Origin of the sequence: Streptomyces sp. TP-A0356, from assembly GCF_001417775.1 — a bacterium.
In the GTDB taxonomy this organism is placed as follows: Bacteria; Actinomycetota; Actinomycetes; order Streptomycetales; family Streptomycetaceae; genus Streptomyces.
The window spans coordinates 292,484-307,559 of the sequence record NZ_BBZJ01000021.1; the positions used below are offsets into that span (position 1 = coordinate 292,484).

A 15,076-nucleotide genomic window follows, 5' to 3' on the forward strand; every position below is an offset into this window, starting at 1 on the left:
GGCCGGGTGGCGGGTGCTGGGTGGCGGGGTGCTGGGTGCCGGGGTGCCGGGTGCGGGTGTCGTCGGGGTTTCGGCTGCGGCTGTCGGGCCGGTGGCTGGGTGTGCTCCGATGGCACGCACCCATTCGGCCGAGGTCGGCGTGGCCGGGCCGTCCGGCGTGCGAGGACGTTGCGGCCGTTGGGCCGGCCGTTGGACCGTTGGGCCGTTCGGCCGTTGGGCCGATCGAGGGGGTGAGGGCGGGCCCCGGGCAGCACCTCGGCCCCGGGTCCCCCGACCGCTGCGGCTCCCCCGACCCCCCGCCTTCCCCCGACCCCCCGCCTCCCCCGGCCTCACGGCTCCCCCAATTCCTCCCGCATCGTCGCGCGCAGGCGCAGCGTCGTCGTCAGGCGCTGGAACGCCTCCGCCCAGTAGCCGCCCGCCCCGGGTGACGCGTCCTCCGGTTCGTCGGGTATCGCCGTCAGTGTGTCCAGGCGGCTCGCCTCGGCGGGGTTCAGACAGCGCTCGGCCAGGCCCATCACCCCACTGAAACTCCAGGGGTAACTGCCCGCGTCCCGCGCGATGTTGAGCGCGTCCACGACCGCCCGGCCCAGCGGAGCGGCCCAGGGGACCGCGCACACTCCGAGGAGCTGGAACGCCTCCGACAAGCCGTGTGTCGCGATGAACCCGCCGACCCAGTCGGCCCGTTCCTCCGCCCCCAGCGTCGACAGCAGCTTCGCCCGCTCGGCCAGGGAGACCGCTCCCGGGCCCCCGGCCTCCGGCGCCGAGGGCGGTCCGAGCAGGGCCCGGGACCAGCCGGGGTCCCGCTGCCGCACCGCCGCCCGGCACCATGCCGCGTGCAGTTCGTCCCGCCAGTCGTCCGCCACCGGCAGCGCGACGATCTCCTCCGGCGTGCGCCCCCCGAGCCGAGCCGTCCATGAGGGGAGGGGTGCCGCATCCACCAACTGGCCCAGCCACCACGATCGTTCACCGCGCCCAGCGGGCGGCTTCGGCACCACTCCGTCGCGCTCCATGCCCGGATCGCACTCGTGCGGTGCCTCGACGACGATCGTCGGCTCACCCGGCGTGCGGTCGACCGCCACGCAGGCCGCGGCCCGCGCCGCCATCCGCGCCGCCAGGGCCGACTCCGGCAGCGCCGACAGCAACTCCGCCGCCGTCGCCCGCACATTGCGGCTCCGGTCGGACAGTGCCTGTTCGAGGAACGGCTCGTCCGCGGACTCCAGACCCGTGCGCAGCGAGTCGAGGAACATGAGGCGGTCCTCGGCCCGCTCCGTCGCCCAGCTGGTGGCCAGCAGTGCGCGGGCGACGGCCGGCTGTCGTGCGCGAAGCGCGCTGAGGAGGGCCACCCGCTCCGCGAACAGGCCCTCCTTCCAGAGGCGTTGGACGCGGTCCGGCTCATCCGGTGACGGCAGTTCGGACCCACCGCCGGGCGCGGAGCGCAGTGCGAAGCGCCAGTCCGGGTTCAGCCGGGCCAGCCAGAGCGCGCGCGGACCGGCGAAGGCCAGGGCCGCCGGCCGCAGGTCCGTCCGCCCGCGGGCGGCGTCCAGGAGCCCGGGCAGGGCTTCCGGGGGCGGCGCGAAGCCGTGCTCATTGGCCAGGGAGAGCCACTGCGGCAGCAGCTCCATGAGGTCGGGAGCCGTACCCCGGCGGCCGCCACCGCCTTGGCCGGGGCGGTCGGACAGCAGCATGGCCAGTCTGCGGGCCGCCGCGGGCGGCAGCGGCGGGCGGGGGTCCGCTGCCGCGGGCTCGAGCCGTGGCCCGGCCGGCGCCGGACGCAGCCCGGCCCTGCGGCGCACGGTCTCCACCGCCGCCAGATCCAGCAGCGCGGCCGGTGCCTCACGGCCGGGCGGCAGCCAGGGCGGTGTACGCCGGTCGATGCCCAGCAGGGCCACCGTCACAAGCTCCTCCCAGGGCACTTCGCGTGGCGCGTCCTGCGGAGCGGGAGTGGCACTCATGTCAGTCCCCTCGAGATCGGGTCGTCGGTGCATCGGTGCATCGGTGCACCGGTGGGTCGGGTCGTTGCTACGTGGGTACGGAACTTGCTCGGTGTTCAGCACATCGGGTGTCGTCACATCGGGTGTCGTCACATCGGGTGTCCTCAGCACAGCGTGACCGCCTCTCCGGCGCCTTCCGGCCAGGCGGTGAGCGGGGTGAAGCCGCGGTGGCCGCACTCGCCGAAGACCGTGACCGGGGCGCCGCCCGACAGGGCGACCAGGCGCCACAGGCCCGGGCGGGCGCCCGCGGAGGAAGTGAGCGGCAGGGCCGTGCCGCCGTCCGCGTCCGCAAGTTGCCAGGAGCCCTCGACCGGCGTCGGTATGACCCGGCCCAGCGTCACCGGGAAGGAGTCCAGCCAGGGGTCCTCCCGGAGTGCCTCCCCGTAACGCGCGGCCGCCTGGATCGTGGTCGCACCGGGAGGCCGTACCGCTGTCGGCGCGGGAGGCGTGAACCGCTCGCCCAGGGCGGCCCGCAGCTGCCCCGCACCCGGATACGCGGTCACCTCCGACTCGAAGGCCAGGCCCACCGGCAGTGCCGGTTCCGGTGCGCGCCCCGCCGCCCCGTAGGACAGGAGCAGCACGGTGCGACCGGACTCCGCGCCGTACAACCAGATCCGGCGCGTGGTGAGCCGGCTGTCCGAGGTGTCGTACTGCGCCAGGACGAGCCAGTGGTCCCGGATGGGCGGGCCGTCGGGCGAGGCGGGAAGCCCGATACGCGAACGAACCGTCGCCGCCAGCCCTTCCGGCAGTCGCTCACGACGCAGCCAGCCCCGGTCCAGCAGATGCAGCAGCGCGCACTCCTCCAGCAGGCGCACCGGCCAGCCCGGGCCCGACGACGGGATCGCCCCCAATTCCCGCACCCGTGCGGCCAGTCCCGGCGCCTGCGCGTCGACCATGCGGGCCGCCGTCTCCTCCCACAGCCCGTACCCCGACTGCTCGGCCGTGGCCAGTCCGCCGCGCAGCAGATCGGTCAGCCGCTGTTCCAGTTCGACGGCACCCGCTGTGACCCGCTCCGCCCGCCGCTCCGCCCTGCGCCGGGCCGCCTCCGGATCGGCGGACCCGGCCGAGCTCGCGCCCTCCGTCTCCCGCGTCTCCTGCGCGCGCTGTCTACGCCCCTTGATCCACTGCTCCGCCCAGTCCGGCGCCCGGCCCGGCGGCACCGTGCCGTCCCCGCCCGCCCAGAGCAGCAGCAGTCCGAGCGCGTGCTTGCACGGGAACTTGCGGCTCGGACAACTGCACTTGTACGCCGGTCCGGCCGCGTCCGCGATGTCGACGACCGTCTGATACGGCTTGCTGCCGCTGCCCTTGCACAGCCCCCACACCGTCCCCTCCTCGGAACTGCCCGCCTCCGACCACGGCCCCGCCGCGCCGAGTTTGCTTCCCGCCTTGCGTGACGCCACGTCAGGTGCCAGTGCCAGCACCTGGTCCGCGGTCCAGCGCACCCCCTGCTGAGTCATGCCATCGAAGGTAGGTCCCGGCACTGACAATCACCGGTCGCGAGGGCGTTTGCGCAGGTCACAACGCGTTGTCAGTGGGGTGGTGCACGGTTGGTGGCAGATCCGAACCGGCCGAGCTGGAGGGGGAAGTGGCCATGCGTGCGTCCGTTGATCCGATGTCCGTCGAACCGAGCCCGAGCGAGTCCGCGCCTGCGAACGGAGGCGGCGGCACAGGCTCGCACGGGCGGGCGCCCAGGTCCGTGCGCGCACCCATGGAAGACGCGGCGGGAGAGAGGGCCGGAGGGACCGCGGGAGAGACCGCGGGAGAGAAGGGGACGGCGGCGGCCGAGGTGCTGCGGCCGCACGCCGAGGCGGCCTTCGCGGGCGAACTCGCCGCGCTGGCGGCGCAGGACGACCGGCCACGCCCGGCCCGCTGGAAGCTGTCACCGTGGGCCGTGGCGACCTATCTGCTGGGCGGCACACTGCCGGACGGCACGGTGATCTCACCGAAGTACGTCGGCCCGCGCCGCATCGTCGAGGTCGCCGTCACCACGCTCGCCACCGACCGGGCCCTGCTCCTGCTCGGTGTGCCCGGCACGGCGAAGACCTGGGTGTCCGAGCACCTGGCGGCGGCCATCAGCGGCGACTCGACCCTCCTCGTGCAGGGCACGGCGGGCACCCCGGAGGAGGCGATCCGCTACGGCTGGAACTACGCGCGACTGCTCGCGCACGGTCCCAGCCGCGACGCGCTGGTGCCGGGCCCCGTGATGCGGGCCATGAGCGAGGGCATGACCGCGCGCGTCGAGGAGCTGACCCGCATCCCCGCCGACGTACAGGACACGCTGATCACGATCCTGTCGGAGAAGACCCTGCCGATACCGGAGTTGGGGCAGGAGGTGCAGGCCGTCCGCGGCTTCAACCTGATCGCCACGGCCAACGACCGCGACCGCGGGGTCAACGATCTGTCGAGCGCGCTGCGCCGCCGTTTCAACACGGTGGTACTGCCGCTTCCGGAGAGTGCCGACGCCGAGGTCGACATCGTCTCCCGCCGGGTCGAGCAGATCGGCCGCTCGCTCGACCTGCCGGGCGTGCCCGACGGCATCGACGAGATCCGCCGCGTCGTCACGGTCTTCCGGGAGCTGCGCAGCGGCGTCACGACGGACGGCCGTACGAAGCTGAAGTCGCCCAGCGGCACCTTGTCCACCGCCGAGGCGATCTCCGTCGTCACCAACGGACTCGCGCTCGCGGCCCACTTCGGGGACGGGGTGCTGCGGGCCGGTGACGTGGCCGCGGGCATCCTCGGCGCCGTCGTCCGCGACCCGGCGGCCGACCGCGTCATCTGGCAGGAGTACCTGGAGACGGTGGTCCGCGAGCGCGACGGCTGGACGGACTTCTACCGCGCATGCCGGGAGGTGACCGTATGAACGACGTCGGCTCCACGGGGGACTTCCTGAGCGTGGCGAGTGGACCGGGTGCGGGGAGCCGTGACGCCGCAGGAGCGGACGTGGACGGCCGGCCGGCGCGGTGGTCCCGGAGGCGAGGGGGAGCCCATGACAGGCGTTGACGCACCGCCGGGCGCGACGGCCGGCGAGGGGCCGCTGCTGCTCGGGGTGCGCCATCACGGGCCGGGATCCGCACGGGCCGTGCGGGCCGCGCTGGAGGTGGCGCGGCCGCGGGTCGTACTGATCGAGGGACCACCGGAGGCGGACGCCCTGATCCCGCTCGCCGCGGACGAGGAGATGCGTCCGCCGGTGGCGCTGCTCGCCCATGCCGTGGACGAGCCGGGACGATCGGCGTTCTGGCCGATGGCCGAGTTCTCCCCGGAGTGGGTGGCGATCCGCTGGGCCCTGGAACATGGCGCTGCGGCCCGGTTCATCGATCTGCCGGCCACCCACACGCTGGCAGGGGAGGAGGGGCGACATGCGCCGGAGCCGGGTGGGCAGGAGAGGCCGCAGGACGACGCCCTCCGCGTCGATCCCCTGGCGGTGCTCGCCGGGACCGCCGGGTACGACGACCCGGAGCGGTGGTGGGAGGACGTCGTCGAGCACCGGGGAGCGGGGAAGGGGGACGCGCTCGCGCCGTTCACCGTGCTCGAAGAGGCAATGACCGCGCTGCGCGAGGCGTACGGCACCGCAGGGCATGAGCGGGACCGGGTGCGCGAGGCGTACATGCGGCTCCAGATGCGGGCGGCGCAGCGGGAGTTCGGCCCCGACGTGGCCGTGGTGTGCGGGGCCTGGCACGTGCCCGCGCTGCGGCGGAGGACCGCTGTCGCCGCCGATCGCGCCCTGGTGAAGGGGCTGCCCAAGGCGAAGACGGACATGACCTGGGTGCCCTGGACCCACCGGAGGCTGTCCAAGGCCGGCGGTTACGGGGCGGGGATCGACTCGCCGGGCTGGTACGCGCATCTGTTCGGCGCCTCCGACCGGCCCGTGGAGCGGTGGCTGACCAAGGTCGCGGGGCTGCTCCGCGAGGAGGACCGGATCGTGTCGTCCGCGCATGTCATCGAGGCCGTGCGGCTCGCGGAGACGCTCGCGGCGCTGCGCGGGCGCCCGCTGCCGGGGCTGTCCGAGACGATGGACGCCGTGCGGGCCGTGCTGTGCGACGGCTCGGACGTGCCGCTGGCGCTGGTGCACGACCGGCTCGTGGTCGGCGACCTTCTGGGGGAGGTGCCGCCATCGGCCCCCGCCGTTCCCCTGCAGCGGGACCTCGCGCGGCTCCAGAAGCGGCTCAGGCTCAAACCGGAGCCGTTGGAGCGGGAGTTGGAGCTGGATCTGCGCAAGGAGACCGACGCCGGACGCAGTCGGCTGCTCCACCGGCTCGGGCTGCTCGGCATCGGCTGGGGCGAGCCCGCGGCCTCGCGCGGCAGCACGGGGACGTTCCGGGAGACATGGCGGCTGCGCTGGGAGCCGGAGCTGGCGGTGCAGGTCGCCGAGGCGGGGGTGTGGGGGACGACCGTGCTCGCTGCCGCGACCGCGAAGGCCGAGGCTGACGCGGTCGCCGCGCGGTCGCTCGCCGACGTCACGGCGCTCGCCGAACGGTGCCTGCTGGCACAACTGCCGGACGCGTTGCCCGTGGTGATGCGGGTGCTCGCCGACCGCGCGGCCCTCGACGCCGATGTCGGCCACCTCGCCCAGGCCCTGCCCGCCCTGGTCCGCTCGCTGCGTTACGGCGACGTGCGCGGCACGGACACCCACGCACTGGCGGGCGTCGCGGCGGGCCTCGCGGAGCGCGTGTTCGTAGGGCTGCCACCGGCCTGCGCCGCGCTGGACGCGGAGGCGGCCGAGGAGATGCGCCGCCATGTGGACGCGGTGCACGGTGCGGTGGGGCTCCTGGAAGAGGGAGCCGGCGCGGCCCACGGCGAGCTGCGCGGGCGGTGGCGCTCGGTGCTGCGGGCGCTCTGCGGACGGGACACCGTTCCCGGCGTCGTCCGCGGCCGTGCCGTTCGACTGCTTCTGGACGACGGGGAGATGGGGCACGAGGAGGCGGCGCGGCTGATGGGGCTCGTGCTGTCGCCGGGGACGGCGCCGGCGGACGCGGCCGCGTGGATCGAGGGGTTCGTCGGAGGCGGCTCCGGCGGAGGGATGCTGCTCGTGCACGACGAGCGGCTGCTCGGGCTGGTGGACGCATGGCTGACCGGGGTGCCGGCGGAGGCGTTCACGGACGTACTGCCCCTGCTGCGGCGCACGTTCTCGGCGTACGAGCCGGGAGTGCGGCGCACGCTCGGTGAGCTGGTGAGACGCGGCCCGGACGCGCGGGGGAGCGTGGTGGCCACCGGGCCCGGCGTCCCCGGGTTCGGCTCCGGCCTCGATACCGGGCGGGCGGACGCGGTGGTCCCGGTGCTGCGCCTGCTGCTCGGGCTGGACGAGCCGGACGGCAGTGATGTCAACGACGTCGTGGGGGTGGCCGGATGAGCACGCACTCGACCGACCGGGTGGACGGCGCGCCGTCGGACGGCCGGGCGGCCGGAGCCGATGAGCGGCTGCGGCGCTGGCGGCTCGTGCTCGGCGGAGACGCCTCGGACGGCACCGGGTACGGGCTCACGGGGCGGGACGCGGCGATGGACGGGGCACTGACCGCGCTGTACGGGAAGGGGGACGGGCCGCAGCGGGGGCGGGACCGTTCGGCGGGCCTCGGGGCTTCGGCGCCGTCCGTCGCGCGCTGGCTCGGCGACATCCGCACGTACTTCCCCTCGTCCGTCGTCCAGGTCATGCAGCGCGACGCCATCGACCGGCTCGGGCTGTCCACGCTTCTGCTGGAGCCGGAGATGCTGGAGGCGGTCGAGGCGGACGTGCACCTGGTCGGCACGCTGCTCTCGTTGAACAAGGCGATGCCGGAGACCACCAAGGAGACGGCGCGTGCGGTGGTGCGCAAAGTCGTCGAGGACTTGGAGAAGAGGATCGCCACCCGCACCAGAGCCACGCTCACCGGTGCCCTCGACCGCAGTGCCCGCGTCAACCGGCCCCGCCACCACGACATCGACTGGAACCGCACCATCGCGGCCAACCTCAAGCATTACCTGCCGGAGTCCCGCACGGTCGTGCCGGAGCGGCTGATCGGGTACGGGCGGGCGTCCCGGTCCGTGAAGAAGGAGGTCGTCCTCTGCATCGACCAGTCGGGGTCGATGGCGGCATCGGTGGTGTACGCGTCCGTGTTCGGGGCGGTCCTCGCGTCCATGCGGTCCATCGCCACCCGGCTCGTCGTGTTCGACACGGCCGTGGTGGATCTCACCGACCAGCTCGACGACCCGGTCGACGTCCTCTTCGGCACCCAGCTCGGCGGGGGCACGGACATCAACAGGGCGCTGGCGTACTGCCAGTCGCAGATCTCCCGGCCCACGGAGACGGTCGTGGTCCTCATCAGCGATCTGTACGAGGGAGGGATCCAGGACGAGATGCTCAGGCGGGTGGCGGCGATGAAGGCGTCGGGGGTGCAGTTCGTGGCGCTGCTCGCGCTCTCGGACGAGGGGGCACCGGCGTACGACCGCGAGCACGCGGCGGCCCTCGCGGCGCTGGGCGCCCCGGCGTTCGCGTGCACGCCCGACCTGTTCCCGGAGGTGATGGCGGCGGCGATCGAGAAGCGTCCCCTGCCGATACCGGAGACGGCATGACGCCGGTGGGCGGTGCACGGAGGCTCTCACCGTCTTGACCCTGCCGGCCGCTCTGCCCTTCGCCGGTGCCGCACTGCGCGCGATGCGTGTGGCGGTGGGGCGGCGTGCGCTGCGTCTGACGCTGGGCGGGTTGTGGTGTGCCGCCGGTCGCCGGGGCACGCCGTCGGCAACGCGGCCGGTCTGGCGCACGGGGTCGGGGCGGACGTCCAGCCACTCGCGCGGCACGCCGCCGGGTACGCGTCCACGCTCGCCCGCGGCGTCGCGGCCGACGGGCAGCCGCCGGCGCACGGCGCGGCGGGCCGGGCGACCGGTGATGTGGCCGCCTCGGTGCTGCCGCCGGTCGCCCAGGCCCGCCGCCCACGGGTTCGTGCCCGTCGCCGGGCAGGCGGTCAGACGCGACGCGGCCGGCGTACGGCGTGGCGGGTGACGTGGGGCCCTTTGCGGGCGGGGTCGCCCGCCAGGTTCCGTCGCTCGGTGAGGGCGTCGCCGGGAGCGCGACGCGGTCGGCGTACGGCGTCGGTGAGGAGGCGCAGCCGTTCGCGCACGGCGTGGTCGGGGCGGTGCAGCGGTCGGGGCGGTGCAGCCGGTCGTGCGGCCGGTCAGCGACACCGTGCAGCCCGTCGCGCACGGGGTGGCGGGCAGCGCCACGGACCTGGCGTACGGCGTGGCGGGTGACGTGCGGCCCTTCGCCGGCGAGGTCGCGGGCGAGGCCGGCCTGTGCGCGCACGGCGTCGTGGGTCAGGTCGCGCCCTTCGCCGGGGGCCTGGCCGGGACGCCCACGCGGACGGCAGCTCGCTGACCGCCCGCGCGGTGACCGGCGTCCAGGGCGTCGCCGAGTCCGTCACCCCGAGCCACCTGCAGCACGGCCCGTACGGCAGGTACTCCGTCCGACCCGTCGGTGCCGTACGACGTGTGCCCGTCGGCGCCGGCGTACGGCACCCGACCGACTCCGGGGGGCCGAGGCACCGGGTGGCCGAAAGCCGTCGGCCTGCCCGAGCCGGATCCCGCGGTCCGGACGGGTGGCCCCATTGGGGTGGGGCCCGCCCGTCCCGCGCCCCTGCGGGGCGGCACAAGGGTCCCACCGGGCCAACCCCGACCCGGTGGGACCCTGCCGCCGACTCCGCCGACAGTCGTAGGGTGCACGTGTGACAGGTATCACCGCTCAGGTGTGATCTGTGATTTAGAGCCCCACGGCGAGCGGCGATAACCTGCGAGACGGACATGCCGCGCGCTCGGACACCGTGTGCGCCTCCCTTGTGACACAGCGGACGTCACGTTGCCCTTCGCGGCACGCCCACGCATCCAACGAACCGCGAGATCACTGATAGGGACGGAAGCGCGTGGACCTGTTCGAGTACCAGGCGAGGGACCTCTTCGCCAAGCACGGTGTACCGGTGCTGGCCGGTGAAGTCATCGACACGCCTGAGGCGGCGCGCGAGATCACCGAGCGGCTGGGCGGCAAGTCGGTCGTCAAGGCGCAGGTGAAGGTCGGTGGCCGCGGCAAGGCGGGCGGCGTGAAGCTGGCCGCCACCCCGGACGAGGCGGTCGCCCGCGCGACGGACATCCTCGGCATGGACATCAAGGGCCACACGGTCCACAAGGTGATGATCGCCGAGACGGCTCCGGAGATCGTCGAGGAGTACTACGTCTCCTTCCTCCTCGACCGCGCCAACCGCACCTTCCTCTCCATCGCCTCCGTCGAGGGCGGCATGGAGATCGAGGAGGTCGCCGCCACTCGCCCCGACGCCGTCGCCCAGATCGCGATCGACGCCATCGACGGTGTGGACCAGGCGAAGGCCCAGGAGATCGTCGCCGCGGCCAAGTTCCCGGCGGAGGTCGCCGACCAGATCGCCGACGTCCTCGTCAAGCTGTGGGAGGTCTTCGTCAAGGAGGACGCCCTCCTGGTCGAGGTCAACCCTCTCGCCAAGGTCGCCTCCGGCGATGTCCTCGCCCTCGACGGCAAGGTGTCCCTGGACGACAACGCCGAGTTCCGCCACCCCGAGTTCGAGGAACTCCACGACAAGGCCGCCGCCAACCCGCTCGAGGCGGCCGCCAAGGAGAAGAACCTCAACTACGTCAAGCTCGAGGGCGAGGTCGGCATCATCGGCAACGGCGCCGGCCTGGTCATGTCGACCCTGGACGTCGTCGCCTACGCCGGTGAGAACCACAAGGGCGTCAAGCCCGCCAACTTCCTCGACATCGGCGGTGGCGCCTCCGCCGAGGTCATGGCGAACGGCCTGGAGATCATCCTGGGCGACCCGGACGTCAAGTCCGTCTTCGTCAACGTCTTCGGTGGCATCACCGCCTGCGACGCCGTCGCCAACGGCATCGTGCAGGCCCTGGAGCTCCTCGAGTCCAAGGGCGAAGAGGTCACCAAGCCGCTGGTCGTGCGCCTCGACGGCAACAACGCCGAGCTGGGTCGCAAGATCCTGGACGACCGCAACCACCCGCTCGTGCAGCGTGTGGACACCATGGACGGCGCGGCCGACAAGGCCGCCGAGCTGGCTGCTGCCGCGAAGTAAGGGACGAGGTCACACACAACCATGGCTATCTTCCTCACCAAGGGATCCAAGGTCATCGTCCAGGGCATGACCGGCTCCGAGGGTCAGAAGCACACCCGTCGCATGCTCGCCTCCGGCACGAACATCGTCGGTGGCGTCAACCCGCGCAAGGCGGGCCAGAGCGTCGACTTCGACGGCACCCAGGTACCGGTGTTCGGCTCCGTCAAGGAGGCCGTCGAGCAGACCGGTGCCGACGTCTCGGTCATCTTCGTCCCGGAGAAGTTCACCAAGGACGCGGTCGTCGAGGCCATCGACGCCGAGATCCCCCTCGCGGTCGTCATCACCGAGGGCATCGCGGTCCACGACACGGCCTCCTTCTGGGCGTACGCCGGCAAGAAGGGCAACAAGACCCGCATCATCGGCCCCAACTGCCCCGGCCTGATCACCCCGGGTCAGTCGAACGCCGGCATCATCCCGGCCGACATCACCAAGCCGGGCCGCATCGGCCTGGTCTCGAAGTCCGGCACGCTGACGTACCAGATGATGTACGAGCTGCGTGACCTCGGCTTCTCGACCTGCGTCGGCATCGGCGGTGACCCGATCATCGGCACCACGCACATCGACGCGCTGAAGGCCTTCCAGGACGACCCCGACACCGACCTGATCGTCATGATCGGTGAGATCGGCGGCGACGCCGAGGAGCGGGCCGCGGCCTTCATCAAGGAGAACGTGACCAAGCCGGTCGTCGGCTACGTCGCGGGCTTCACCGCGCCCGAGGGCAAGACCATGGGTCACGCGGGCGCCATCGTCTCCGGTTCGTCGGGCACCGCCCAGGCGAAGAAGGAGGCGCTCGAGGCGGCCGGCGTCAAGGTCGGCAAGACGCCGACGGAGACGGCCAAGCTCGCGCGCGAGATCCTGGCCGGCTGAGGTCACCGGCTGAACGTCCGGTGGGCCCGTACCCCTGGTGGGGGCGGGCCCCCTGGCGTTTCACGGGGCTGTACCCGGCGGTGACCACGACGGCCCGATGGCGGCCGCGGCTTCGCGGTGACCAGGACTGCCGGAGGTGACCACGACGGCCCGACGGTGGCCGCGGCTTCGCGGTGACCAGGACCGCCGACGGGCGGTCGCGGGTTCAGCGGGCCTCCGGCATCAGCCGTTCCGGGCCGGCGTGGGACTCCGACCTCAGCTTCGCCTGGAGTTCCAGTTGGCGATCGGACAGCGGGCCCTGGGCGGCGCGTGCCGGGATGTCCTGGATCGCCGTTCCCCGGGCCACCGGCCGTTCGTAGTGGTCCGGGGCGGTGCGCAGAGTCAGGATGGTCGCACCCGTGATCGCGGCGGTGAGGACGAGCGCCCCTCGGGTCCAGCGGCGGATACGGCGTTCGCCGAAGGTCCGGACCGAGAGCGCTCTGGCGGCGCGCAGATGTTCGGACGAGGCGAGCTCGGCCAGTCTGCGATGGAGCACCTCCGGCGCCGCCTGCTCCGGCACGAGCGCGGCCACCACCTCGCGGGCGTACAGCAGCCGGGCGGCCGCGGCGGGGGTGCTCGCCTCCGTCTCGGCCGCGGTCTCCGGCAGGCCGAGACCGACACCGTCGTACAGCACCAGCGTGCGCCGGTGGACCGGCGGCAGCTTCAGCAGGGCCTGCATCAGTGCCCGGTCCGCGGGGGCGGCGGGCGGTGGCTCGGCGTGCCGGTGGCGCGGACGGAAGCGGTGCCAGGGCGAGAGTGCCCAGTCGTGTGCCGCCGCCCGCACCCATCCCGCCGGATCCCGGTCCCGGGCCACCTCGGGCCAGCGCTGCCACGCCAGCTGGAAGGCCCGCTCGACCGACTCGCGGGCCAGTTCGCGGCGGCCGGTGAGCAGATACGCCTGCCGTACCAGGGCGGCGGCGCAGATTCCGTACAACTCGTCGAAGGCCTGATGGGGCGTCACGAAGTTCGTGGCACGGCCCGGCCGCCAGGGAAGCACGGGGCCCTCGGTGCCGGCCGGCCGCGCGTACAGCGGGGGCGCGTGACGAGACCTCAGCTCTCCTTGCGGCTTCCTCGCGGGGGCCGCGTTCTTCGCCGCCCACCCGGCGAGCAGTCGTGCGTACGTTTCCCGATGACGGCCCTGGGGGGCCGTGCCGCCGGTCTCCCAGGAGAGCACCGTCTCAAGGGAGGCGCCCACCATGGCGGCCACCTGAGCCTGGGTCAGCGACTCGGCCTCGCGAAGGCGTCGGAGCTCCTTGGGGGGTGGCAGCGGGGAGGCGGGGCTCTGTGTCACAGGGCGGCCCTCCGTGCGAAAAGGTACATAAAAGTATATTGAGCGACACAGCGGGGCTTCGCCTGTTACGACGGGAAAGCGCGTGTCGTTGGGAGCATGGCCGTCGTGACCCAATGGACCGACCACCGAACGCCGTTGCCGCCCCTGCTCGCCCGGGTACGGGACCGGTCGCCCGGGCTGGGCGCCAGTCTCCTGGACGGCATCGTCGCCGCGGTGCTGGGGCTCGGCTCGTGCGCCCTGCTCGTGATGACGCTGTGGATCAGTTCGCCCTATCCCGACAGCGGACCGGGCGGCGCGCTGCGCGTGGCGGCCTCGCTGTGGCTGCTGGCGCACGGCGTCGACCTCATCCGCACCGAGACGCTCTCCGGGGTGGCCGCGCCCATCGGTGTCACACCGTTGCTGCTGGCCGCGCTGCCGGTGTGGCTGCTGCATCGGGCGGGGCGCGACGCGACGGACCGGGAGGACGTGGACGCCGAGGGAGGCGACGCGCCGCTCGTCCCCGCGCGCACGGCGTGGTGCGGTGTCGTGGCGGGCTACCTCGGGGTGGCTGCCGCGGCGGCGGCGTTCGCCTCCGGCGGAGTGCTGCGGCCGTCGTGGACCTGGACCGCGGCGTGCCTGCCGCTGGTCGTCGTGGTGTCGGCGGGCACGGGGGTGTGGACGGCGTACGGGCGCCCGCTCGGGTCCCTGCCGCCGGGTGCGCGCCGAAGGCTCGAACGGCTCCCCCCGGGCGTGCGCGGGGCGATGGCCGCGGGGGCGACCGATCGTGAGGGGCGGGAACGACTGCGGGTCTCCGTGCATGCGGCCCTGGCCGGGGCGGCCGTGCTCCTGGGTGGGGGAGCGGTGCTCGTGGGGGTGTCGCTGGTGTGCCACGGCGGTGCGGCGCAGGCGTCGTTCCTGCAGCTCACCGAGGGGTGGTCGGGGCGGTGTGCGGTGCTGCTCCTGGCGGCGGCGCTGGTGCCGAACGCGGCGGTGTGGGGGGCGGCGTACGGGCTCGGGCCCGGGTTCGTGCTGGGCGTGAGCCATGCGATGGGGCCGCTGTCCACGGCGCGCCCCCCGGCGCTGTTGCCCCCGTTTCCGCTGCTGGCGGCGGTGCCCAGAGCGGCGGGCGGGCCGCTGCTCTGGGCGGTGGGGGCGGTGCCGGTCGCGGCCGGGGCGACCGTGGGGTGGTTCGTGGCGAGGGCGGCGTGCCGTGACCGGGAGCAGGGGCGGCAGGCAGTGTGGTCGGCCGCGCGGACGGCGGGGGCGGTCGTGGTGGCGGGGGTGGTGTGCGGGGTGGTGTTCGGGGTGCTCGCGGAGGCCGCGGGCGGGCCGCTCGGGGCGGCCGAGCTCGCGCGGTTCGGGCCGGTGGGGTGGCAGGTGGGTGGTGCGGCGGCCGGCTGGACGGTGGGGGTGGGGGTGCCGGTGGGCCTGGCGGTACGGGCGTGGCGGCTGCGGGGGTGCCCGGCGCAGGAGCGGCCGGTGGCGGAAGGGCGCGAGGGGAAGAGGCGCGGATGGCGGGTGGTGTGGCCGCGGAGCGTACGGGCACCCCGGGTCCCCGCGCCGGTGACTCCCGTGCCGGAGCCGGCGGCGGTCCGGACGCTTGCGCCGTTCGCCGACGGGCCGGGCGACGGGGCATGGGAGGATCCCGACCTCAAGCCCTACGAGGTGCTGTCGGGCGAGGTCGATCCGTTCCTGTCCAAGGATCCCGGACCGGAGCCGCGGGGCGAGGCGCCACCGGCGCCAGGATGGACCGCACCGCGGTCGGCGCCGCCGCCGGAAGAACCATGAGGGCGCGGGCGCCGTCC

10 protein-coding genes are annotated in these 15,076 nt (G+C 74.0%); 7 read left to right on the forward strand and 3 right to left on the reverse strand.

Translation table 11 applies throughout. The features are described 5' to 3' along the window. Window positions 1–329 precede the first annotated feature (329 nt). On the reverse strand, window positions 330–1,952 hold the full coding sequence (locus ASC56_RS22245) for a DUF5691 domain-containing protein (RefSeq protein WP_055493249.1): 1,623 nt from the start codon (window positions 1,950–1,952) through the stop codon (window positions 330–332). 143 nt (window positions 1,953–2,095) lie between these two features. Beyond that, window positions 2,096–3,448, reverse strand: coding sequence for an SWIM zinc finger family protein (locus ASC56_RS22250; protein ID WP_055493250.1), 1,353 nt, complete (start codon window positions 3,446–3,448; stop codon window positions 2,096–2,098). 134 nt (window positions 3,449–3,582) lie between these two features. On the opposite strand from ASC56_RS22250, the gene ASC56_RS22255 reads away from it, so the two are divergent. The 6 genes from ASC56_RS22255 (at window position 3,583) to sucD (ending at window position 11,962) form a co-directional block, all read left to right on the forward strand. Further along, window positions 3,583–4,851: an AAA family ATPase gene (locus ASC56_RS22255; RefSeq protein ID WP_055493387.1), complete on the forward strand. Its 1,269-nt coding sequence runs from the start codon at window positions 3,583–3,585 to the stop codon at window positions 4,849–4,851. Window positions 4,852–4,977: 126 nt separating this feature from the next. Then, window positions 4,978–7,338 carry a DUF5682 family protein gene (locus tag ASC56_RS22260; RefSeq protein ID WP_055493251.1) on the forward strand — a complete coding sequence of 787 codons (2,361 nt, stop codon included), beginning with the start codon at window positions 4,978–4,980 and terminating at the stop codon, window positions 7,336–7,338. Beyond that, the gene (locus tag ASC56_RS22265; RefSeq protein WP_055493252.1) at window positions 7,335–8,534 is read left to right on the forward strand and encodes a VWA domain-containing protein; all 1,200 of its coding nucleotides are present in this window, start codon (window positions 7,335–7,337) and stop codon (window positions 8,532–8,534) included. The genes ASC56_RS22260 and ASC56_RS22265 overlap by 4 nt, the downstream gene beginning before the upstream one ends. A 589-nt stretch (window positions 8,535–9,123) precedes the next feature. Continuing rightward, complete coding sequence (locus ASC56_RS22270) at window positions 9,124–9,333, forward strand: hypothetical protein (RefSeq protein WP_234377017.1); 210 nt, start codon at window positions 9,124–9,126, stop codon at window positions 9,331–9,333. Window positions 9,334–9,874: 541 nt separating this feature from the next. Then, window positions 9,875–11,056 (forward strand): ADP-forming succinate--CoA ligase subunit beta, encoded by a 1,182-nt coding sequence (sucC, locus tag ASC56_RS22275; protein WP_055493254.1) that lies wholly within the window; start codon window positions 9,875–9,877, stop codon window positions 11,054–11,056. Window positions 11,057–11,077: 21 nt separating this feature from the next. After that, the gene (gene sucD, locus ASC56_RS22280; protein WP_055493255.1) at window positions 11,078–11,962 is read left to right on the forward strand and encodes a succinate--CoA ligase subunit alpha; all 885 of its coding nucleotides are present in this window, start codon (window positions 11,078–11,080) and stop codon (window positions 11,960–11,962) included. 205 nt (window positions 11,963–12,167) lie between these two features. Here the strand turns inward: sucD and ASC56_RS22285 are convergent, their stop codons facing one another. Further along, window positions 12,168–13,292, reverse strand: coding sequence for a helix-turn-helix domain-containing protein (locus tag ASC56_RS22285; RefSeq protein WP_055493256.1), 1,125 nt, complete (start codon window positions 13,290–13,292; stop codon window positions 12,168–12,170). A 96-nt stretch (window positions 13,293–13,388) separates the two neighbouring features. Between ASC56_RS22285 and ASC56_RS22290 the strand changes: the two genes are divergently transcribed. Then, window positions 13,389–15,059: a DUF6350 family protein gene (locus ASC56_RS22290; protein WP_063784993.1), complete on the forward strand. Its 1,671-nt coding sequence runs from the start codon at window positions 13,389–13,391 to the stop codon at window positions 15,057–15,059. Window positions 15,060–15,076 lie beyond the last annotated feature (17 nt).